Source organism: Paenibacillus sp. p3-SID867 (assembly GCF_025142895.1).
Classification (GTDB): domain Bacteria; phylum Bacillota; class Bacilli; order Paenibacillales; family Paenibacillaceae; genus Paenibacillus_AQ.
Map to the genome: position 1 here is coordinate 1 of NZ_JAMBDM010000036.1, position 21490 is coordinate 21490.

Annotated in this window: 21 protein-coding genes, 1 tRNA gene and 1 riboswitch; of the genes, 13 read left to right on the forward strand and 9 right to left on the reverse strand. The window is 47.8% G+C overall.

The window, feature by feature from the left end; translation table 11 throughout:
* Nucleotides 1–457: 457 nt before the first annotated feature.
* The 9 genes from guaB to M4D81_RS33435 all read left to right on the forward strand — a co-directional run bounded on the left by guaB (nucleotide 458) and on the right by M4D81_RS33435 (nucleotide 8909).
* Nucleotides 458–1915 (forward strand): IMP dehydrogenase, encoded by a 1458-nt coding sequence (gene guaB / locus M4D81_RS33395; RefSeq protein WP_260069534.1) that lies wholly within the window; start codon nucleotides 458–460, stop codon nucleotides 1913–1915.
* A gap of 153 nt (nucleotides 1916–2068) precedes the next feature.
* Nucleotides 2069–3472 (forward strand): D-alanyl-D-alanine carboxypeptidase family protein, encoded by a 1404-nt coding sequence (locus tag M4D81_RS33400; RefSeq protein WP_260069535.1) that lies wholly within the window; start codon nucleotides 2069–2071, stop codon nucleotides 3470–3472.
* A gap of 162 nt (nucleotides 3473–3634) precedes the next feature.
* A complete protein-coding gene (pdxS, locus tag M4D81_RS33405; protein ID WP_071221106.1) occupies nucleotides 3635–4516 on the forward strand; it encodes a pyridoxal 5'-phosphate synthase lyase subunit PdxS in 882 nt (293 codons plus the stop codon).
* 15 nt (nucleotides 4517–4531) lie between these two features.
* Nucleotides 4532–5119, forward strand: coding sequence for a pyridoxal 5'-phosphate synthase glutaminase subunit PdxT (gene pdxT, locus M4D81_RS33410; RefSeq protein ID WP_260069536.1), 588 nt, complete (start codon nucleotides 4532–4534; stop codon nucleotides 5117–5119).
* Between the two features lie 189 nt (nucleotides 5120–5308).
* On the forward strand, nucleotides 5309–6592 hold the full coding sequence (serS, locus tag M4D81_RS33415; RefSeq protein ID WP_127596242.1) for a serine--tRNA ligase: 1284 nt from the start codon (nucleotides 5309–5311) through the stop codon (nucleotides 6590–6592).
* Between the two features lie 72 nt (nucleotides 6593–6664).
* Nucleotides 6665–6753 (forward strand) — tRNA-Ser (locus M4D81_RS33420).
* Between the two features lie 163 nt (nucleotides 6754–6916).
* Nucleotides 6917–7258: a hypothetical protein gene (locus M4D81_RS33425; protein WP_194540324.1), complete on the forward strand. Its 342-nt coding sequence runs from the start codon at nucleotides 6917–6919 to the stop codon at nucleotides 7256–7258.
* 106 nt (nucleotides 7259–7364) lie between these two features.
* On the forward strand, nucleotides 7365–7514 hold the full coding sequence (locus M4D81_RS33430; RefSeq protein ID WP_071221110.1) for a spore protein: 150 nt from the start codon (nucleotides 7365–7367) through the stop codon (nucleotides 7512–7514).
* 309 nt (nucleotides 7515–7823) lie between these two features.
* Nucleotides 7824–8909, forward strand: coding sequence for a hypothetical protein (locus M4D81_RS33435; RefSeq protein WP_260069537.1), 1086 nt, complete (start codon nucleotides 7824–7826; stop codon nucleotides 8907–8909).
* 78 nt (nucleotides 8910–8987) lie between these two features.
* On the opposite strand, the gene tadA is transcribed toward M4D81_RS33435, so the two are convergent.
* Nucleotides 8988–9482 (reverse strand): tRNA adenosine(34) deaminase TadA, encoded by a 495-nt coding sequence (gene tadA, locus M4D81_RS33440; protein ID WP_071221112.1) that lies wholly within the window; start codon nucleotides 9480–9482, stop codon nucleotides 8988–8990.
* A 362-nt stretch (nucleotides 9483–9844) separates the two neighbouring features.
* Here tadA and M4D81_RS33445 point away from each other — a divergent pair, with 362 nt between their 5' ends.
* Both M4D81_RS33445 and rluF read left to right on the forward strand, forming a co-directional pair.
* On the forward strand, nucleotides 9845–12139 hold the full coding sequence (locus M4D81_RS33445; protein ID WP_260069538.1) for an ATP-binding protein: 2295 nt from the start codon (nucleotides 9845–9847) through the stop codon (nucleotides 12137–12139).
* Between the two features lie 33 nt (nucleotides 12140–12172).
* The gene (gene rluF, locus M4D81_RS33450) at nucleotides 12173–12874 is read left to right on the forward strand and encodes a 23S rRNA pseudouridine(2604) synthase RluF (protein ID WP_260069539.1); all 702 of its coding nucleotides are present in this window, start codon (nucleotides 12173–12175) and stop codon (nucleotides 12872–12874) included.
* Nucleotides 12875–12985: 111 nt separating this feature from the next.
* Here rluF and motB read toward each other — a convergent pair whose 3' ends face one another.
* Both motB and motA read right to left on the reverse strand, forming a co-directional pair.
* The gene (gene motB, locus M4D81_RS33455; RefSeq protein ID WP_071221115.1) at nucleotides 12986–13792 is read right to left on the reverse strand and encodes a flagellar motor protein MotB; all 807 of its coding nucleotides are present in this window, start codon (nucleotides 13790–13792) and stop codon (nucleotides 12986–12988) included.
* Nucleotides 13776–14576 carry a flagellar motor stator protein MotA gene (gene motA / locus M4D81_RS33460; RefSeq protein ID WP_071221116.1) on the reverse strand — a complete coding sequence of 267 codons (801 nt, stop codon included), beginning with the start codon at nucleotides 14574–14576 and terminating at the stop codon, nucleotides 13776–13778. Before motA ends, motB begins: the two co-directional genes overlap by 17 nt.
* Nucleotides 14577–14767: 191 nt before the next feature.
* On the opposite strand from motA, the gene M4D81_RS33465 reads away from it, so the two are divergent.
* Entirely contained in the window at nucleotides 14768–15061 is a 294-nt protein-coding gene (locus M4D81_RS33465) for a hypothetical protein (RefSeq protein WP_071221117.1), read from the forward strand.
* Between the two features lie 108 nt (nucleotides 15062–15169).
* Nucleotides 15170–15484, forward strand: a complete 315-nt coding sequence (locus tag M4D81_RS33470; protein ID WP_071221118.1) for a 4a-hydroxytetrahydrobiopterin dehydratase — start codon at nucleotides 15170–15172, stop codon at nucleotides 15482–15484.
* Between the two features lie 102 nt (nucleotides 15485–15586).
* Here M4D81_RS33470 and M4D81_RS33475 read toward each other — a convergent pair whose 3' ends face one another.
* The 6 genes from M4D81_RS33475 to M4D81_RS33500 form a co-directional block, all read right to left on the reverse strand.
* On the reverse strand, nucleotides 15587–15943 hold the full coding sequence (locus tag M4D81_RS33475) for a c-type cytochrome (protein WP_006207476.1): 357 nt from the start codon (nucleotides 15941–15943) through the stop codon (nucleotides 15587–15589).
* A gap of 161 nt (nucleotides 15944–16104) precedes the next feature.
* Nucleotides 16105–16605: a GNAT family N-acetyltransferase gene (locus M4D81_RS33480; RefSeq protein ID WP_260069540.1), complete on the reverse strand. Its 501-nt coding sequence runs from the start codon at nucleotides 16603–16605 to the stop codon at nucleotides 16105–16107.
* 140 nt (nucleotides 16606–16745) lie between these two features.
* Nucleotides 16746–17219, reverse strand: a complete 474-nt coding sequence (locus tag M4D81_RS33485) for a C40 family peptidase (protein WP_260069546.1) — start codon at nucleotides 17217–17219, stop codon at nucleotides 16746–16748.
* Nucleotides 17220–17665: 446 nt separating this feature from the next.
* Nucleotides 17666–18139 carry a C40 family peptidase gene (locus M4D81_RS33490; protein ID WP_071221120.1) on the reverse strand — a complete coding sequence of 158 codons (474 nt, stop codon included), beginning with the start codon at nucleotides 18137–18139 and terminating at the stop codon, nucleotides 17666–17668.
* Between the two features lie 3 nt (nucleotides 18140–18142).
* Nucleotides 18143–18282, reverse strand: a riboswitch (cyclic di-AMP (ydaO/yuaA leader).
* Nucleotides 18283–18602: 320 nt separating this feature from the next.
* Nucleotides 18603–19430: a hypothetical protein gene (locus M4D81_RS33495; protein ID WP_260069541.1), complete on the reverse strand. Its 828-nt coding sequence runs from the start codon at nucleotides 19428–19430 to the stop codon at nucleotides 18603–18605.
* 11 nt (nucleotides 19431–19441) lie between these two features.
* Nucleotides 19442–21433, reverse strand: coding sequence for a M1 family metallopeptidase (locus tag M4D81_RS33500; protein ID WP_071221122.1), 1992 nt, complete (start codon nucleotides 21431–21433; stop codon nucleotides 19442–19444).
* Between the last annotated feature and the right edge of the window lie 57 nt (nucleotides 21434–21490).

Below are 21490 nucleotides of genomic sequence, written 5' to 3' on the forward strand. Positions count from 1 at the left end.
CCGAAGGGTCCCGGGAGAGTAGGACGTCGCCAAGCGAACAACCATAAAGACCGTTATCGAGTCATCGATAGCGGTCTTTTCCTATATTCAATAACATGTGTTTACGAAATCGAGGACTATCCCGTACCGGGTTGGGTGATACTAAACGACAGCGATTCATTGTCCTAGGATGGTGCCCCAACGGTTGGCATATTGGCAGACAGGGCTTTAACCTGGGTAAGTCTCCATTTAATAGAAGAAACCCGGTCTGTTTGTCCATTCCAAAGAGACAGGATAACGCGCTGGATGGATACTTGCGAACTTCGAGCAAAGGGCGAATTTCAATCCTTGACAGCCTATGGGCCCTTTGCTAAGATGGCAATAATATATTTCTGAAAATACTTGAAAATGCCGTCCGGTCCAGCTCTGACAGTAGTTGTAGTCCGCAGGAAGACGACAAAAAGGAGGAATAACCCAGGTGTGGGAAGATAAGTTTAGCAAGGAAGGCTTCACTTTTGACGATGTATTGTTGGTTCCTAGAAAATCCGAGGTGCTTCCAAAAGAAGTAGATGTTAGCACCAAATTGAGCGAGCATGTAAAATTGAATATCCCGCTCATCAGTGCAGGAATGGACACCGTAACGGAAGCTCCTTTGGCAATTGCCATTGCTAGAGAAGGCGGAATTGGCATTATTCATAAAAATATGACCGTTGAACAACAAGCAGAAGAGGTAGATCGGGTTAAGCGTTCGGAAAGTGGTGTTATTACGAATCCGTTCTCACTCCATGCTGATCATCTTGTATCCGATGCAGAGAAACTCATGAGTAAGTTCCGGATTTCCGGCGTACCGATCGTAGATAAGAACAATAAGCTGATCGGTATTTTGACGAATCGTGACCTTCGTTTTGTTCATGACTACAATACGGTAATTCGTGAAGTAATGACCAGCGAGAATCTGGTGACAGCTCCGGTCGGAACGACTCTTCAAGATGCCGAAATGATTCTGCAGAAGCATAAGATTGAGAAGCTGCCTTTGGTAGACGAAGATAATGTTCTTAAAGGACTTATCACGATTAAAGATATCGAGAAAGCGATTCAGTTCCCTAGAGCTGCCAAGGACGCTCAAGGCCGCCTGCTTGTAGGTGCAGCGATCGGAATTTCCAAAGATACCTTCGAAAGAGCAGAAGCGCTTGTGAAAGCTGGCGTAGACGTCATTACCGTTGACTCTGCCCACGGTCACCACATCAATATCATTGATTCTGTTCGCAGATTGCGCGAAGTATATCCGGATCTGACGATTATCGCTGGTAACGTGGCTACAGGCGAGGGTACAAGAGAGCTTATCGAAGCCGGGGCATCCGTCGTTAAAGTCGGAATTGGGCCTGGATCGATCTGTACGACGCGTGTCATTGCCGGGATTGGCGTACCGCAAATTACAGCGATCTATGATTGTGCAACGGTTGCTAAGGAATACGGAGTGCCGATTATTGCAGATGGCGGTATCAAATACTCCGGCGAAATTACAAAAGCGATCGCAGCCGGAGCAAGTGCAGTTATGCTGGGCAGCATGTTTGCCGGTACGGAGGAGAGTCCGGGCGAAGCTGAGATCTATCAAGGACGCCGTTTCAAGGCGTACCGCGGTATGGGTTCCCTTGCTGCCATGAAACAAGGCAGTAAAGACCGTTACTTCCAAGATGACGACAAGAAACTGGTACCGGAAGGCATCGAGGGCCGTGTTGCTTACAAAGGGCCTTTAGCAGATACCATCCATCAGCTGATCGGTGGATTGCGCTCTGGTATGGGCTATTGCGGTACACAAAACCTGGAGGAACTGCGGAATGACACCCAGTTCATCCGGATCTCTGGTGCAGGACTCCGCGAGAGCCATCCGCATGATATCCAAATTACCAAAGAAGCACCTAACTATTCCTTGTAATTCACTTGACGAATAAGGATAAACAATATATATGTCATTTATTTCCTGGACAAGCTGGATGAAATTCATCTAGCTTGTCTTTTTTTGATACCCCCCCTATGATAGAATAGAACAAGTTAATGACTTATTGAGAATTAGAGGGGAGTAATTCCATTGATAGACAAGTCTGTAAAGAAGAATAAGCGACAACGCATTCAAAGAACGCTGGCATCCTTGATGTTGTTTAATATACTGTGTTTCTCTGCTGCGCCTGCGGTTTCACTTGCGGCACCTAATATGCTGGCAACAGCGGATACAACGAAAGCGACAGAAGACAAGGCGTCAACGAATAATGCGAAGCCGGATAAAGTGCCATCGATTGATCAACTAAATTTGGATGTAAGCTCTGCCGTACTGATAGAGCCGTCTACAGGACAAGTATTGTTATCTATTAATGCGGATGAAGCATTACCACCGGCTAGCATGACAAAGATGATGACGGAATACATCGTGGCAGAGAAGGTAAAACAAGGTGAGTTAGCTTGGGATGATGTTGTTACCGTGGGGGAAAATGCAGCAAAAACCGTGGGGTCACGGATATTTTTGGCCGAAGGCGATCAACATACAGTGGAAGAGCTCTACATAGCGATGGCTGTCGGTTCGGCGAATGATGCGACGGTAGCATTGGCTGAGCATGTGGCTGGTTCCGAAGCGGAGTTTGTTACCATGATGAATGATACGGCGAAAAAGATGGGGCTGAAGACGGCTTTCTTCATTAATTCCACAGGCCTGAGCCGTGCAGATATGCCGAAGAAATATCGTCCTGAAGAGGATAAGGAAACGGTAATGTCGGCGATGGATACCGCTCTACTTGCCAAATATATCGTTGAGGATCATCCTGATTTTTCGAGATTTACGGCCATTCAGTCCCATAAATTCCGGCCGCGCGACACGAATCCGATTATCAACTACAACTGGATGCTTGAGGCTAATAAAAGTATTACCAACTTTAAGTCCTATGCTTACGAAGGTTTGGACGGTTTGAAAACCGGTCATACCAATGCGGCGGGTTATTGCTTTGCCGGTACTGCTGAGCGTGACGGCATGCGTTTGATCAGCGTGGTTATGGGAACGAAATCTGAAGGAGCCCGTTTTAAGGAGACCAAAAAAGTCCTGGATTACGGCTTTGACAACTTTGAAGTGAAGGAAGTGCAAGCTGCCGGGGCAACCGTGCAAGGCTTTGAAACGGTCGAAGTGAAGAAGGGCAAAGGCAAAGAAGCTGCGCTCGTAACCGACAAGGCTCTCACTTTTGTTGTTCCAAAAGGTTCAAGCGGCAAGAACATTACTTTCGAAGCCAAGGTGGACTCGTCCAGCATGACGGCGCCTGTTGCTAAAGATACGAAGGTGGGCACGGTAACCTATACCTATAAAATAGAAGGCATGAAGGAAGCTCAGACCGAAACGGTGAATTTAATCACAGCGGAGGAAGTTGAGAAGGCCGGCTGGTTCAAGCTGTTCCTGCGGGCGATTGGAGACTTTTTTGCCGATTTGTTTGATTCCATCAAAAATCTTTTCTAACACCGATAAATTCCGAGTAAATGGGTTGTGTATTTGATTTTGATGCGGTAAAATATCGAGTTAGATTCATTGCAAGTATGCACCTATACGGGTACAGTCCATATCGCCAGGGAATGCTGTAAAGGCGATGAGATACAACATATAATCGGGGGGCTAGGGGACATGGAAACAGGAACATCAACTGTAAAAAGAGGTATGGCGGAAATGCAAAAAGGCGGCGTCATTATGGACGTCATGAATGCGGAACAAGCAAAGATCGCTGAAGCTGCCGGTGCAACGGCAGTTATGGCGCTGGAGCGCGTTCCTTCTGATATTCGCGCTGCTGGGGGCGTAGCACGGATGGCTGACCCAACCATCGTTGAGGAAGTCATGAAAGTTGTATCCATTCCAGTTATGGCCAAAGCTCGCATCGGTCATTATGTCGAGGCGAAAGTGCTTGAATCTCTGGGCGTGGATTATCTCGACGAGAGCGAAGTGCTGACACCGGCGGATGAAGTGTTCCATATCGATAAATGGGATTTCACGGTACCGTTCGTATGCGGCGCAAAGGACCTTGGTGAAGCGCTGCGACGTATTGGTGAGGGTGCATCCATGCTCCGTACGAAAGGCGAGCCGGGAACAGGTAATATCGTGGAAGCCGTTCGGCATATGCGCCTCATCAACAGCCAAATCCGTAAAGTTCGCAACATGTCGAAGGACGAGCTGTATGCCGAAGCGAAGAACCTCGGTGTTTCCTATGACCTCCTGAAGGGCATTCATGAGACAGGCAAGCTCCCTGTCGTTAACTTTGCAGCTGGCGGCGTGGCAACACCTGCAGATGCCGCATTGATGATGCATTTGGGCGCTGACGGCGTCTTTGTTGGATCCGGTATTTTCAAATCGGACAGCCCTGAGAAATTCGCTCGTGCGATCGTTGAAGCGACTACGCATTATGATGATTATAAATTGATTGCTGAAGTATCCAAGAACCTGGGTACTCCGATGAAAGGCATCGAGATATCCAAGCTTAGTCCGGCTGAGCGCATGCAGGATCGCGGCTGGTAAGAGAGAAGGGGTAACATGAAGGTCGGTGTACTGGCACTTCAGGGTGCCGTTGCAGAGCATATTCGAAGCATCACGCTTGCTGGTGCCGAGGGAGTGCCGATCAAGAAGGTCGAGCAGTTGGACGGCATTGACGGCTTGATTATACCTGGCGGTGAGAGCACTACCATCAGCAAGCTGATGCGCAAGTATGATTTTATGGATGCGATACGTCAGTTCTCAGCCCAGGGTAAACCGATATTCGGAACATGCGCCGGACTGATCGTGCTGGCTGAACGAATTCAAGGCGACGAAGAGGCCCATCTGAAGCTGATGGACATCACGGTGGCGCGGAACGCATTTGGACGTCAGCGTGAAAGCTTCGAGACCGATTTGCCTGTAAAAGGAATCGAGGAAACGGTACGCGCAGTCTTTATTCGTGCGCCGCTCATTCTCGAGGTGGGTGCGGGCGTTGAGGTTTTGTCCACCTATAAGGATGAGATCGTTACAGCCAGACAGGGGCATCTGCTTGCAGCTTCCTATCATCCGGAGCTGACGGACGATTACCGACTTCATCAATATTTTGTGGAGATGGTTCGATCCCGGTCTACGGCACCACAGACGTAATAGTTACAGTAGAAGACATCTTGACTCTTTGGCAGTATGTGGGAGTCAAGTTGTCTTTTTCGCTGAAATACAATAAGATGTATCGTATGTAATAATGTACACTGCAGCCTTGTCCCAAGGCTTTTTATCAACATATAGGGCAGCTGCTTCGATATACTTGATGGATGTTTTACTTTAGGAGGGTTTCCCGTGTTAGACGTAAAAATATTGCGCAGCGAGTACAGTCGTGTAGAAGAAGCGCTGAAGAATCGAGGCAAATCGCTCGATCTGATTGCGGATTTTCCTAAGCTTGACGCCCGGCGCCGGGAATTGCTGCAGGAAAGCGAAAGTTTGAAGAATCGCCGCAACACCGTGTCGGCTGAAGTAGCCAAGCTGAAGAAGAATCGTGAGAATGCAGATGATCTGATACTGGAAATGCGACAAGTGTCGGACCAGATTAAAGCGATGGATGAGGAAGTTCGTGAGCTGGAAGCCAGCATATCCGAGCTTACTTTGGCGATTCCGAATATTCCTCATGAGAGTGTGCCGGTAGGCGCCTCGGAGGAGGAGAACGTTGAAATCCGCCGCTGGGCTGAGCCAAAAGCTTTCGATTTCGAGCCTAAGGCCCACTGGGAGCTTGCTCAGAATCTGAGTATTTTGGATTTTGAAGCAGGTGCGAAGGTAACGGGTTCGCGGTTTACGTTCTATAAAGGTTTAGGTGCTCGCCTTGAGCGTGCCTTGATCAGTTTCATGATGGATCTGCACAGCGACAAACACGGCTATGAGGAGATGCTGCCTCCATATATCGTCAACCGGGACAGCTTGTACGGAACAGGACAGCTGCCTAAATTCGAAGAGGATTTATTCAAGATTAGCGATACCGACTATTACCTGATTCCAACCGCTGAGGTTCCTGTAACGAACTACCATCGCGAGGAAATCTTAAATAGTGAGGATCTGCCTAAATATTACGTGGCGTACAGCTCCTGTTTCCGTTCGGAAGCCGGCGCGGCAGGGCGCGATACACGGGGACTTATTCGTCAGCATCAGTTCAACAAAGTTGAGATGGTGAAAATTGTACACCCGGAAACATCGTTTGATGAGCTTGAGAAGATGACAGCGGATGCGGAACGCGTGCTTCAGCTGCTGAATCTTCCTTATCGTGTTATGGCTCTCTGTACTGGGGATATGGGCTTTGGATCCATGAAGACATACGATCTGGAAGTTTGGCTTCCGGAGAGCGGTGTATATCGCGAAATCTCCTCATGTTCGAACATCGGGGACTTCCAGGCACGCCGTGCCAACATTCGCTTCCGTCCGGAACCGAAGAGCAAGCCTGAATTTGTCCACACCTTGAATGGTTCCGGGCTTGCGGTAGGACGTACCGTTGCTGCGATTCTGGAGAATTATCAACAGGCTGACGGATCCGTGGTTATTCCTGAAGTACTTCGCCCGTACATGGGGAACGTTAGTATCATCGAACAGAAAAAATGAGTTGATAAAACAGTTTGTCTTGTGGTATAATGATTTTTGCACGTGATTCATTTGCATGGATCATTACCACACGGAGAGGTACCGAAGCGGTCATAACGGGGCGGTCTTGAAAACCGTTAGGGGGCAACTCCACATGGGTTCGAATCCCATCCTCTCCGCCATACATATCAAACGCAAACCGTTTCCTTAGGGAAACGGTTTTTTTGCTCTTTTTTTATTAGGAATCATTGCGTGGTCTTCCAATCAGTTGGATTCTGCTTTATGGAGGGGGCTGTATAAAACATCACCTGTTATCGCAATTTATAGAGAAGGGGAGGTGTGAACATGAACTCAGAACTGAATGTGGATCAGTCGACGCTGGTCAATGCCTGGCAGGAAAGGCTGCCCACCATATTAAAGCCGGGAGATCGCGCAGAAGTGGCTGCAGACGAAGGGGATCCGAACGCCATCCGCATTCACATTGATGCAGCAGGTCGCCAGGAGTATTCATTTGATTTTCAATGCACGTATGTGGATTCACGGGAAGTAAAAGTCGATTTGGTCGATGTAGAGCGTGATGGCGCAACGACGGATGAGCGTAATGAGAACATTCAGGGCATGGTCGGCGACTATACGCGCCATATTCATGAGTGTGCCCAAACGCTGCAACAAATCACGCATCACTAGTTCCATAAATGATGGAGACAGTTTCCATACTGTCCATCATGGTATGGACATCAAAGGCAGGATAGCGTAAGACATCGTTGTGATCCATGAAATGGAGGGCTATCAGATGAGCAAACCAAAAGCGATTCCGGTACCGGAAGCACAGGAGCAGCCGAAGCAGCGCAAGGACCATGACCGTGGCGGCCAGGAGCCGCTGTCAGGCTCGCATAGAGCGAAGATCCGTAATCAGGATGGACATTTCAATCCGGAGGGCTAGAAGCCTGTAGGAATGAATGCTGAGAGCTAGAAAGCAAGAATCGAGGGAACTTTCTGTCATTCGACAGGAAGTTCTTTTTTTCGTTCTGAAACCTTTTGCGTCCAACTTCCGTATTAGTTTTCAAGTGTAATATTTTGGGGCCCCACCTTATTCGCATGTTAAGAAGTTTGAAATTAAGATGGATGGAAAAAGAAAGGAAGGAAATAAAATTTCAGTAAATATTCCAGAAAGTGTTTCTCATTTTGGTTAAATGGTTTATGATTAGAAGGTCTGTTATTTTTTTGACTGTTAGAGGGGAGAGAAATTTTAATGAACAAGAAGTTTGCAGCTATCATGCTGACACTGCTGCTCACAGTGACAGTTGTACTTTCTGGCTGCGCCAAAAAAGAAGAGCCTAAGGCAGCGATGACGAATGCTGCTACGAACGCGATGAAGATGACATCCTACGAAATGAAGAGTAAATTTGTCATTGAAGACCTTCAAGTTAACATACCTGCAGTTGAAGGCGATCCAAGTGTAACACAGGCGATGACGATGTTGAAGAATGCTGAGGTTACGCTTGATGGTATCTACCAAGCTGATCCAATGCAAACCGAGATGAACATGGGTATCAATCTGAAGGGTGACATGGCGATGTCCTTCAATATTGATATGGTGATGACGAATGAGAAAATCTACGTTAAAGTTCCAAGCATTCCAATGCTGCCATTCCCAGAGGACGTTGTTGGTAAGTTCCTCATGATGGACATGAAAGAGCTTGCTGAGCAATCCGGTGAAACGTTTAGCCCAGAAAGCCTGGATACCGAGAAGTCCCAGAAATTCGTTAACGAAATTCTTGAAGCCTTGCTGAGCGAGTATGACCAAGCGAAATACTTCAAAGAGATCAATGTTAAAGATGCTGACCTTCCAGAAGGCGTAGACGCTAAACAAGTGGTTCAATTCTTTGTAACCAATGATAACCTGAATGAAGCACTGGATATTATGGTTAACAAGGTTGCACCTAAGGTTGTTGACATTGCAGCTAAAGACGAGTACCGCGAATTGCTGGGTCTGACCCAAGAAGATATTGACGCTGCTAAAGCTGAAGTATCTAACGTTAACCAAGACGAATTCAAAGCGGGCTTGGAAGAGATGCAGAAGTATCTGAAGATCAACACATTCAACATCAACACGGCTATCGATAAAAAGGATTTCCCTGCGTACCAGGATGTTGTGTTGAACGTTGATTTCAACGATCCAGAAACCAATGAGAACGTGAAGTTGGCTGTGAAGGGTAGCACCCAATACAACAACATCAACGCTAAACAAGAGTTCAAAATCGGTATTCCAAAAGATGCTGATGTCATCACGATGGAGCAATTTGAGGAATCCATGAGCCAAATGGGCACTTATTAATATTATTCATCACAGACAACAAAACCCGGCCTTCATGGCCGGGTTTTTACGTTGTTATACTTATACTCTACATAAGGATCATAGTTTCCCGCGTAAACGTCGGAAGAACTGAGTGAGCAGTGATGCGCATTCTTCCTGCAGCACGCCCTTAACCACATTAGTCCGGTGATTAAAACGCGGCTCTTGAAGCAAATTCATCAGTGTGCCGGCACAACCGGCTTTGGGATCACCAGTGCCATAGATCAGCTGTGGGACCCGGGATTGGACGATAGCTCCTGCACACATGGGACAGGGCTCCAGCGTCACGTATAATCGGCAGTCCAGCAGCCGCCATGCTCCAAGATGCTGGCTTGCCTCCCGAATAGCTACCATCTCGGCATGGGCTGTACCATCATAAGTCGTTTCACGCAAATTGTATCCACGGCCAATAATCTCATCGCCCCGCACGATGACAGCACCAATCGGAACTTCACCGAGCTCTTCAGCTTTCCGTGCTTCTGCAATAGCTTCTCTCATCCAGTGTTCATGATTATCGTTATCCACAGCCAGTGGGTCTATTGAATTTGATATCAAACTAAAGTCTCCTTTCACAGCACGTTAAAACCCTGTATTTATACCCAATGTTCAACGAACATTTATTCGTTTGTTAACATGTTGTGGACAGAATTGTGGATAAGTAAAATATTATACACAAAGTTATGCACACTATCCCCAGATAAGTTGTGTATTTGTGCGCAATCTGTGGATACGTTGTTTATTTTACCGGGATTGACCTCTTATATTGTAAGGATTCCTTATTTCAATAGCAATGCGATTGTGGAAAAAACCATATAGCCATAACGCCGCTTGTCTTTTCAAACGTTCGTGATCAAGGTATCATGAGGGTATTAGATTCGCAAGTCGTCTATGTGACAGCAGAAAGGTGAAGATGCCACTTGTCGATTAAGACGAAGTTATCGATGATCATGTCCATATCGGTATTATTTATACTTCTGCTCAACATTACGCTGAACTATTACACGACCCAGGAAAATTTGCAGCAGGATAGTGAAACTAAGATGGTGATGGCCGCTACTCAGATCGCCATTACGGTCCAGCAAACCGGCTTTAGTTCTGCATATGTGGATAACATATTCGGTGATATGCTGAAAGTGGCCGCGGTCAACGCGGCAAAAGCTTTGGATCCGGATATTAACAATATAACCAATCAGCAATTGGTGGAATTGAGTAAGGAGATTGGCGTCACTCACATTTCATTAATGGTTCGGACGAATGATGATATCGTTGTTGCCCGATCCTCCTCGCAAGATGAAATCGGCCTTTCAACAAAGAACTGGGGGTATTGGCATACGGCTTTTCTGGAATTGTTCCAGTATGGTAAAGTCGTCTCAGTTACCGAGGGCCAGCGCGCCGATCATTTTTGGTCGGGACCGTTTGAGTTCTCTACTTCCAATCCGGAATTCATTGATAAATGGGGATACTATTACGATAGCAAACGCAATTATATTATTGATCCCTACATAAGGAATTCCAATATCAAGGACTTTGTGAAGATTACAAGTCCGGACACCGTTGTGAAAGAGACCTTGAAGTCGAATCCGCGGATATTGGAAGTAACAGGCATCAACCCTGAAACGTTTGGCAATGAATATATGAGGGAAGATGGAACGGATGACGTTCACCACAAGCTTCGCAATCGACCGATTACATTCGGCACCTATGACTATGGGAGCCTGGACCAAGATGCAGAAGCTGTGCAGAAAGCTGTTTCTACCAGCGATAATGTGGTATTTGTCAGCACCATCAATAATAAGAAGGTGCTGAAAAGCTTCATCCCTATCGTATCCGAAAATAAGCCGACCAGTGTCATTAGTGTCGTTATGGACTATGAAGCCATCTCCTCTGTGATGAGGGAGCAAATGATCAGTCTTGTGGCGATCTCATTGGTTTTATTGGAAATTGTGATATTCGGCAGTTATATTGTTGCAGGGTATTTTACCAAGCCGATCCAGGCTATCCTTGGAACTGTAAATGATGTGTCGGATGGTCACTTTGATCGAAGGCTGGAGGTAAGCAGCCGGGACGAGCTGGGTCAGCTTGCAGGTCGAATCAATGCGATGACACGTAATCTGGGCAACTATACGAGCCAGTTGAAGCAAATGGTCGATGAGAATCAGTCCGTTAAGGAATATCTGGAGTCTGTCATTAATCAGACAGCCGACGCCATTCATACAACCGATACCTATGAACGGGTTATTAGTGTAAATAAAGCGTTTGAGCAATTGTATGGTTGGAAGGCGCACGAAGTGGTTGGACGGAAGCCTGCACTTGTCCCTCCGGCTAAAGAGGAAGAAGAAAAGGAACGCATCCGCCGCCTGCGGGCCGGAGAACGGCTTCCTCCAGTGGAGACGGTCCGCCTTCACAAAGATGGAAGCGCTATTGAGGTCAGCATCAGCACCTCGCTGGTGCGCGATGAGAACGGTGAGGTTACCTCCATGATTAGCGTGTCTCGGGATGTGACGGAACGCAATCGCATCGAGGAGCTGCTGCGACGTTCGGAGAAGCTCAATACTGTTGGCCAGCTGGCCGCCGGCGTTGCCCATGAGATCCGGAATCCGCTGACGACCCTCCGTGGATTTCTGCAGCTTCAGCAGCAGACCCACAAGGTCAATCCGGACCATATTGATCTGATGCTGTCGGAGCTGGATCGAATTAATCTGATTGTCAGTGAATTTCTGATATTAGCGAAGCCGCAGGCGATTCATTTCCAAGAGAGGGATGTACGAATCATTTTGAGAGATGTCATTTCTTTCCTCGACAGCCAAGCCCATTTGTACAGCATCGAGTTCAAATTGAAGTTTACTGAAGCACTAACCTACGTACACTGTGAGGAGAACCAGCTCAAGCAGGTGTTCATCAATCTGCTCAAGAATGCGATTGAAGCGATGCCGGATGGCGGCAGGATCTGGATTGAGCTTTCAAGGCCGAAGGGTGAATGGGTCCAAATCGACATTCGGGATGAAGGGCAAGGCATTCCGGAGGATCTGATGCCGCATCTTGGCGAACCGTTTATTACGAATAAGGAAACGGGCACAGGGCTGGGATTGATGGTAAGCCAGCGTATTATTCAGGGCCACCGGGGTATGATGGAAATCGAGAGTGAAGTGGGAGCGGGAACGAAGGTGAGTATAGTTCTGCCTGCGGTTCAGCGGAATGCGATTGAGAGATAAGCAAGAAGTAGTTACAGATAAGGGGATGGCATCTTGAGAATCAATAAATTTATCAGTGAAACGGGATATTGCTCACGGCGAGAAGCGGACAAACTGGTGGAGAGCGGGAAGGTTACCATCAATGGCGTGGTTGCAGTCCTTGGGAGCCAGGCAGAAGAAGGAGACGATGTCCGGATTCAGGGAAAGCCGCTTCAAGATAAGAAGAAGCATGTGTATATTGCTCTTAATAAGCCGGTCGGGATTACAAGCACCACCGAACCGCATATTAAGGGCAATATTGTAGACTTCGTAGGCCATAAGGAGCGTATTTTTCCTATCGGACGATTAGATAAGGACTCCGAGGGGCTGATTCTGCTGACGAATGATGGGGATATCGTCAATAAGATCCTTCGCTCCGAGGGGAAACATGAGAAAGAATACATTGTGACGGTGGATCGCCCGGTAACGGAATCCTTCCTTAGCGGGATGTCCAGCGGCGTCAAGATTTTAGGTGAGATGACGCTGCCCTGTGAGGTCACTCGAATGTCCGACCGAGTGTTCCGAATCATTCTGACAGAGGGGAAAAATCGTCAAATCCGCAGAATGTGCAGCGCTTTTGGTTATGAGGTCCGTAAATTACAGCGAATACGGATTATGAATATCCGTCTCGGCAGTCAACGCATTGGCGCTTGGCGTGATCTTAACGAGAAGGAAAAGGAAGAGCTTGGTCGGCTGCTAAACTATAGGCTCGAGTAGCAGGCTGAAATACATCTATAACCCTACACAAAAACAACCGATGGATCTGGAGACCAGATGCATCGGTTGTTTATTGTGTGTTATAGTCTGTAGGGGCCGTTCCCTTTTGAGTTATTCATTCACGCTGGTAAAGGTCGCACTATCCTGGTATTTACGTATAATGGAAACCTCGACTCTGCGGTTCTTCGCTCGTCCAGCAGCGGTGTTGTTATCGGCAATCGGATGGTATTCACCATAACCGATCGGCATGAACCGTTTAGGATCCAACTCCGAGTTGGTGAGCAGAATCTTCATGAACTGCAAGGCACGATCCGAGCTTAAATCCCAATTCGACGGATATCGGCTGTTAGAGATTGGCACATTGTCCGTATGTCCGGATACTATAATTTCATAGTCCGGGAACTTATGAAGCATTTGTGAGATTGCCTTGGCCAATTTGCGGGCCTCCGGTTTCACAACGGCTTCGCCGGAAGGGAACAAGGCGTTATCCCGTATCGTAATGACAAGCTGGGAGTGGTTCAACTTGGTGCTGAGCTCCGAGGTTAAACCGTTATTTTTAATATAATTATCGAGCTGCTTCTTTAGCTTCTCCAGATCCTGTTGTTCCTGACGCATCAGCTCTGCACGTCGTTGGTCAGGTGTTGTTGCGGGAACGGAAGGGGATGTCGCTTTATGATCTTTGATATTGGGCGGATCATCACTGGATTCCGTTTTGCTGTAATCCAGCACGCCGGTCCCGCCAGTGAGAGCAACGCTGAAGGCTTCGCTCATTTCTTGAAATTTGCGTGCGTCTGTCGCGCTCATGGCGTATAGCACCAGGAACAGGGCCAGAAGCAAGGTCAGTAGGTCTGCGTAAGGAAGAAGCCAGGATTCGTCGGCATGCTCCTCATGCGGCTCGTGCCTAGTCTTTTTGCTCACTAGCACCAGCCTCCCTCTCGCTGAGCTCAGCCCGTTCGGACGGTGTCAGGAACACGGAGAGCTTTTGATTGATTGCAATGGTGGATACACCGGATTGAATAGACAGCAGGCCTTCTACCATCATCAGGCGGATTTCAACCTCGCGTTTGGACAGACGCTTGAGTTTATTCGCAATCGGGTGACAGATAACATAACCGGTGAAGATACCGAGCAGGGTAGCAATAAACGCAGCCCCGATAGCATGAGCGAGTTCGCCCATATCTTCCATGTGGGACAGTGCAGCGATCAAACCGATAACGGCTCCGAGTACCCCGAGGGAAGGTGCATACATGCCGGCCTGCGAGAAGATCAATGAACCGGAACGATGGCGCTCCTCGGTGGCATTAATATCTTCCATTAAAACGTCACGTACGAATTCCTGATCGTTGCCGTCGATGATCATGCGCATCCCATTACGCAGGAAGCTGTCATCGATTTCATCAACTTTGGTTTCCAGAGCCAGAAGTCCTTCACGGCGTGTGATCGAAGCCCATTCCATAAACAGCTTGATCATGTCCGTCTTGTCCATCAAATTCTGTTTCATGAAGGTCATTTTGACCAGCTTCGGAACCTTTTTCAGCTCGGATAGCGGAAATCCGATGAATAAAGTTGCTGCCGTACCGCCAAGAATGATTAGATAGGCTGCCGGGTTATACAAAGCGAGAAGGGAGGCACCTTTAAGAATCATGCCCACCAGTACCGCGACGATACCGAGGATTAAGCCTATAATTGTTGAAATTTCCATACCACACCTCATCCGTGAGAAATAAAATAACGAATCCATTCGTCAGAACGGCTCTCATGGAGAACCGGGCCCCTTATGTGGGGCGTTATCCTATTTATCGTCAGGTCGGGCTTTTTTTTTTAGTTGTAATTTCCGGTATAATGGAAGGAAGGGAAATGAAGCTAAGTACGGCAAGGAAAGGAGTGATTAAGATGGGCGTTAAACACGGAAGGGATTATGGCGAAATTCTGGCAGAACTGACCGAGGCGGTTGGGCGAATTTCTGACAGCTATGTCTTCTTTGAAATGGAAGCTGAGGATTGGGGCAATTTGGGCGAAGCCGAGCAAAATGAGGTTCATGAGGCGCTGGCAGAGGATTTGTTCTATGCGCTGGGCACAGAGCCGGTGATTAATGTTGGCAGCGGCGTGGTCATGCATGATCAGACGAACCATCGAATACATATTTTGATTGGTGAAGAAGAGTTGGCTTTTGTGGCCCTTGTGTAATCACTCCAGTTATCAACAGATACAGGGCAGAATAGAATAGATGACAGATAGCCCATATTACGGTTAGTCGGCTTTAAGATAGGTTTTTTTCGGGGAGGAAGATAAAAGATGCTTTATACGCAGCAAGAAGTAGAGGCTCATCTGGAAAAGCTTGAGGGTTGGGAATTTGAACAAGGGAGATGGATTGTACGAAAGTATACCTTCTCCTCCTTCATGAAGGGAATCGCTTTTGTTGATGAAGTGGCAGCTATTTCGGAAGCTTTCGGACATCACCCCTACATCACCATAGATTATAAAGTCGTTACACTTCGTCTCACTTCTTGGGACGACGGTGGCATTACGGCTGTGGATATTAAGGAAGCGCAGCAGTTTAACGAAGCCTATGAGAAGAGTCGTTCGAAGGATGGCAAGGCGGGACAATAGAAGGGGAGACCATGAGTCCCTTTAGAGGTCCCGAATATGTAAAAAAACACGCTTGCACCGGGAACAACTCCAGGTGCAAGCGTGTTTTGCGTATAAGCTGATTTATTTTTTCTCAGCAAGGTACAGCGCGATGTTTGCGATTTCTTCAGGTTTAAGTTGGTCTTTAAAGGAAGGCATTCCCTTACGACCTTTGGTTACAACGTTGAAGATCGCGTCCGCATCCATGTGTCCGCCTACTTGATTCAAAGCCGGTCCAGCGCCGCCTTGAAGTTGGTCGCCGTGACAGCTAATGCAGCTTGCTTTCAGTGTGGCTTCCGCTGCGGCTGCATCGAGAGTCACTTCCGGCATGGTCGGCTTCTCTTCCTGAGCTACCTGTTCCTTACCTGGGAGCGTAAACATCAGCGCGATAGCCAACGCACATGCGACGAAGAACAATCCGCTCATGATCCATTTTTGCATCGTCATATCGTCCCTTCTATGTATACTGCACTTTTGCACTTGTCTCCATTATAAACCAACATCCATAGACAGCATAGCCAGTTGTGACAAAAAAAGCAACTATACGGCGCGGCTTCATAAAAAGTACACAAAATTGTGCTTTTTCATATAGACAAAGATTACTATTCCTCATTTGTCGGGGGCTCATACACCATACAGTGGAAAAGGGCATTGCCCGTTGGCGTAAGCCGCTCATACGTATCGGTGATGTGAAAGCCTGACCTTTGATAAGCGCGGATTGCTCGCTCATTCCAGGTCATTACCTCAAGGTCAATTTCGTCGGCAGGCCGCCTCCGTCTGGCTTCCCGGACAATCGTCTGCATAAATCGTTTACCCATTCCACGCCCGCACCAATCAGGACGCATGCCAAGTCCGATTCGTGTAACCTCATGCATCGGAAACAGCTGGGCAAATCCCCAGAGGGCCTCCCGCTCATCCAGTACCGAGAGGTACTGTCTCTGGCGAATGTCCGGATCGCCAAACTCCACCTCAAGCCCTTTCATCTGCTCCCAGGGAAGAAAGCCATAGATATTATAGGGAGGAGGGTAGGCCCAAGCGCATATTTCTTCGGCGTGCTCTTCACGCATGACTACGGTGTGAAATGTAATCGGTGTGGCATCCATTTGCGAAGTCCTCCTATCGTCTGCATAAAATAATAATCATATTACGAACATCCAAGTCGCATCAAAAAAGCCCGCAAAAGAGAGGTAAGGGCTCCTTTAACGGGCAAGCAGTATGTATAGGGAAGATTAGCCTCTACAGCTTAGGATGATTCACCGACCGACTCTTCATACTTATCATCGCTCATGATACGCTTTGCACCGACGTATCGCTGATCGTAGTAATCCTCTGCCAGGCGGTTGATAACCACGCCGCGGTTGGAGGAAGCATGGGCGAATTTGCCATCGCCGACATAAATGCCGACGTGGGAGATGCCCTGGCCCGATGTGTTAAAGAACACCAAATCGCCAGCGCGCAGCTCCTTACGGGACACGCTTGTCCCCATGTCGAATTGAGAGCCGGATTGATGCGGGAGCTTTAGACCGAGTTTAGCGTAAACGTACATGGTGAAGCCGGAACAGTCAAATCCGCTCGTGGTTGTACCACCGTAGCTGTATCTTGTACCTAGAACCTTATCGATTTCCTGATCCAGCGCACCATTAGCAAACACGCTGCCAACGCCCAAAGTGAACAACAGCGTGATACTTAGGGCTGCTGTCGATAATGTTTTCTTCAGCATGGAAAGCTCCTTTTCGTTGCCGGGAGGCATAGCAATCTATATATTAAAGCACTTACATTAATGACAAAGTTGTTACTGCTCCATTCTATCAGACCGCAAGCGAGATTGGCAATTATTTCTTGATGGATTTCGCTATTTTTCAATAGCATTAACTGTCGAAGCACCAAGGAAAATCAATATTTTTCCAAAATGGGTGTTTAATGACGAGAGAGAAGGGTAAATAAAGGATAGATGATGTGAAGACATGGCGAAGCGAAGTGGAACTGAAGTGAACTTGTATAATAAATTTCATTTTTTTTCGAAAAAGCGGGAACTTTTTTGCTGTGCTGAACGTTATAAAGGTATACACACAATCAACAAAAGAAAAAAGCCGCTGGATGAGATCGGCACAATCTCATAAACCCAGGGCTTTCTTGTAAGAGTAAGTCAATTAAGTTCCAACATTAATTGTAGTTCACAGCTACAGATTTGTACGTATTCTGACTCATAATTCTCTTAGCGCCTACATATCGGTTGGCGTAATAGCTCTGGCTCAGAGGACTGATAATGACACCGCGCGAAGATGAAGAATGAGCGAATTTGCCGCTCCCGACATAAATACCCACATGAGATACACCTCTACCGGATGTGTTGAAGAACACGAGATCGCCAGCTTTCAGTTTGCTCTTGGATACGGCCGTACCTACTTTGTATTGAGCTGCAGACGTACGGGGCAGGCTAAGACCAAGCTTCTTGTAAACATAGCTGGTGAATCCGGAGCAGTCAAATCCATTCGTTGTAGTTCCACCTGTTTTGTAAGAAACACCAATGGCTGGTTTGATTGCAGTATTTAATTTGGAATCGGCGAAAGCGCTTCCGGTCCCTAATGTGAGTGCGAGTGCGAGGCCTAGAGAAACAGCCGTTAACTTCTTTTTCAAAACAAAAGCTCCTTCCATTGCCTGCGAGGTTAGCTTAAGGGTTCGGTTGAAGGTCCCCTATGATCCCTCTCTTGCGAGATCAATTCACCCAAAACGGATCCCCCGCTTCCCATATCGTTATGGGAATTCGGCTCCTTAAAATGTTGATGAACCCATTCATTGACGTTTGACGTTCCAACATAAAAGTTACAGTAAAGATGACAAAGTTGTTACTAACATATTCGTTATTTTAGCAGAGTATTAACAATTTGGCAAACGAGGAAACATTATTTTTAAACAAAAAAACCTGTCCCCATCTTAAGGGAACAGGTTTTTTTGTAATATGGCGTTCAGAAATTTGTAATATTAAGGATAAATGAACTCTTATTCTCTGTAAAATCTAGCGCGGGATAGAAACGTGTCGCTTCTGATTACAGCTTATTCGCGAGCGTGTTTCATTATTTTAGGTGCCAAATTGTAACCATTAAGGATGCTGTGAGCAGGAATCTCTCCACAAATGATATTGAGCGGACATTGCCCAAATTTGGAAAAGTCCATTCAGGAAATAAGAGGCCTGCTGAATAATTAAGCCGATCAACCCGGCCCAGAAGAGCGAGGCCGAGCTCAGGAGCAGCAGAATGACACAGGCGGATCCGCCGATGGTGATGGATAACAGCATTGCTGTGCCCAAGCGGCGGAAGAGCGCATGGATAGAGCTGATCATGCTGGAATCGCCGGTACGGCCAAATTGCATATAGAGCAAAAACAGGCGGATCAGATAGGCGTACAAGAACCAGCCAGCTGCATAGGGCAGTGCATGAAGCAGCAGTACAGGCTCCTGAATTCCATTCAGCAGAATCGGGAGGATTTTGGGCAGAATCCAGTAACCGGGCGCGAAGGTGAGAATAAGCTCAACCAGATAGAATAGCGTTACGGGTTTCCACAGTTTCCGCATGCCAGTGAAGAAGAATAAACCGCGCTCGCCCTTGGCTTCCTGGTGAAGGTTGTAGAAGATGCCGGCCCGAATGAGCGGGGTGAGGACCATCCGGATCAGAAGCAAACCGGCCAGAAGCCATCCGTAGGTGTGTACTGTGCTGCTCAAGGACAGGCTCATCTCGCCCTCGTAGAAGAATAAAAGACGGCTGAGCTCGTTAGGAGCGGCATCCGGATATCGCATTAGAAGGGGGACGACTGCCGATTTTACGAGTCGGTACAGGCAATATCCCCACAGCAAACGGTATAAGAAGAGCAGAATCAAGACGTATAGCTGGTCTTTAACACTGATCCACCCTTGGCCTGCGTAACTTTTCATGTGCTCCCCCCTCACCATGACAGGCTGCCGAACAGCGTCTCCACAAGCTTGGTAATACTGAGATTCCAGCGTGTAACCACCGTCGGATCCATTCCTGCCTTCATATAGTTATTAATGTGTTTATTCTCCAGGACGATGGAGTACTTCGGATCAACCATGGCCCAGGCGAGCGGAGAGCTGTACTCCAGGGTGTAAGCAACTTTTCCGTCTTTGCCGCTCCAGGTTCGTTCCACCGTTTTGCCGTCCTCAAAGGCGAACACGATCGGCACATCGGTGATATCCCCGTCCTTGCTCGTAATCTGAACCGTGGACTCATACCGAGGATTTTCAGCCGTGCCTTTATTTTTGGTTTTGATCACGTCGATGGCGACATCCGCCATCTGGCTTCCATATACATATTGGTCAAAATACGACTGCCAGGACGTTTGGCTTACTTGCTCGACGACTTTCTGAAAGTCAGATGTGGTTGGATGCTTGAAACGGTATTTCTGGGCATAGGTATGCATAATCTTGCCCATCATCTGTGGACCGACCTGCCGTTCGATGCCTTGCAGCACCAGCTTGCCCCTCGTATAAACATTCAGTGCGTAGTTTTCGTGAGAGCTGTATTTCCAGGATTCCATCTTCAGCGGTGCAGGGGAAGTAATGGATGCTCCCTGAGCCGCCGTATTGGAGGTAATCCCGTATTCTTTTTCCATCACTCGTTCTTCTGCATAGGTCGCAAAGGCCTCGTCCAGCCACGCTTCCTCAAATTCGTTACTTGCAATCATTCCGTAAAAATATTGATGGGCGATCTCATGAATAACGGTCCGCTCCAGTTCATATCCCGGCGAATCGTTCTTGGCACCGAAGGCTGTGACCAGCGTCGGGTATTCCATGCCGCCTGCACCGTTGCCCGATTCAGGCGGTACGACGATGGACAACGTGGAATACGGATAGGTTCCGTACCATTTTCCAAACGAAGCGAGTGCCGACTTGGCGGCATCAAAGTAACGCTCCTTTAAGTCTTTATGGGCTGGATCGAGATACAGCTTGATGCGGACGCCAGGTACGCCAGGTGCGGAGAATGCTTCTTCTGCCGTGACAAAGTTTGGCGATGCCGACCAGGCAAAATCATGCACGTCATCCGCGTAAAACTGATAAATTTTTTCCCCGTTTGATTTTTGGGCAGGCTTGGTAGGGAATCCGGTCGCGGCGACAATGTAATTTTCGGGCACTCGAATGCGAACGCTGTAAATGCCGAAGTTGGAATAGAATTCGGAGTTGCCGTGGTATTGATGAAGATTCCAGCCTTCCTCTGCTCTTCCGCGAAGACCGGTCGGTTCATAGACCGAAATTTTCGGAAACCATTGGCCAGCCATAATAAAATTCTCGGTGGTTCCCATGCGGGCAAATATTTTGGGAAGCTCCACCTCGAACTCCAAATGAATGGTAACACTCTCCCCGCTCTTGATGGGTTTAGGCAACCTTAGCTTGGCAAGGCTGTGATCCTTGATGTTGCCGTCATCGGGTTGAACAAATTGAAGGCGATGGGTCAGGGCCAGTCCTTCGGTTGTTTTCACGCTGGTAATGGTCATGGAGCCGTATCCGTCATCTGGCATGGGATCGGAACGAAGCCTGCCGCCTGATTCCTTCATAAAAGTCGTATCATTGGAAGCAAAAGCATTGGGATACAGATGAAAGTACAGCTCGTTTACGCTTTTTTTGCCTGGATGAGTCCAAGTGAGTGTCTGTTTGCCCTTAAGCTTGTTCTCCTCAGGCTCGTACCGAACATCCATATGATATTCCACCAGCCGGTCGCTTAAGGCCGGAGCGGGAATATTAGGCTGCACCTTAGGCGGTGAGAGCGGGGCCTTCTCCACGGCAGAGGCGGAGGGCTTGCCCGCATTTGGGGCAAGAGCAGACGCTGAGGACCCTGGATTCAGAAATATCGGCATCGATCCTGCAAGCAAACCTAGGGCAAGCAGGGATGATAGAAAGACTTTGGCACGTGGTGGGACCATATCGAACAACCTCCCGTTGACAAGCATCTAGTGCATGTATATGTTTGCTTTTGGGGG

Bases quoted from the DNA above. Each gene is read 5' to 3' on its own strand.
- M4D81_RS33465 (WP_071221117.1), top strand. From the start codon at position 14,768: ATGGGCGTTAAACACGGAAGGGATTATGGCGAAATTCTGGCAGAACTG.
- pdxS (WP_071221106.1), top strand. From the start codon at position 3,635: ATGGAAACAGGAACATCAACTGTAAAAAGAGGTATGGCGGAAATGCAA.
- M4D81_RS33425 (WP_194540324.1), top strand. From the start codon at position 6,917: ATGAACTCAGAACTGAATGTGGATCAGTCGACGCTGGTCAATGCCTGG.
- M4D81_RS33430 (WP_071221110.1), top strand. From the start codon at position 7,365: ATGAGCAAACCAAAAGCGATTCCGGTACCGGAAGCACAGGAGCAGCCG.
- M4D81_RS33470 (WP_071221118.1), top strand. From the start codon at position 15,170: ATGCTTTATACGCAGCAAGAAGTAGAGGCTCATCTGGAAAAGCTTGAG.
- motA (WP_071221116.1), bottom strand. From the start codon at position 14,576: ATGGAAATTTCAACAATTATAGGCTTAATCCTCGGTATCGTCGCGGTA.
- pdxT (WP_260069536.1), top strand. From the start codon at position 4,532: ATGAAGGTCGGTGTACTGGCACTTCAGGGTGCCGTTGCAGAGCATATT.
- M4D81_RS33500 (WP_071221122.1), bottom strand. From the start codon at position 21,433: ATGGTCCCACCACGTGCCAAAGTCTTTCTATCATCCCTGCTTGCCCTA.
- M4D81_RS33480 (WP_260069540.1), bottom strand. From the start codon at position 16,605: ATGGATGCCACACCGATTACATTTCACACCGTAGTCATGCGTGAAGAG.
- M4D81_RS33435 (WP_260069537.1), top strand. From the start codon at position 7,824: ATGAACAAGAAGTTTGCAGCTATCATGCTGACACTGCTGCTCACAGTG.
- M4D81_RS33475 (WP_006207476.1), bottom strand. From the start codon at position 15,943: ATGCAAAAATGGATCATGAGCGGATTGTTCTTCGTCGCATGTGCGTTG.
- M4D81_RS33495 (WP_260069541.1), bottom strand. From the start codon at position 19,430: ATGAAAAGTTACGCAGGCCAAGGGTGGATCAGTGTTAAAGACCAGCTA.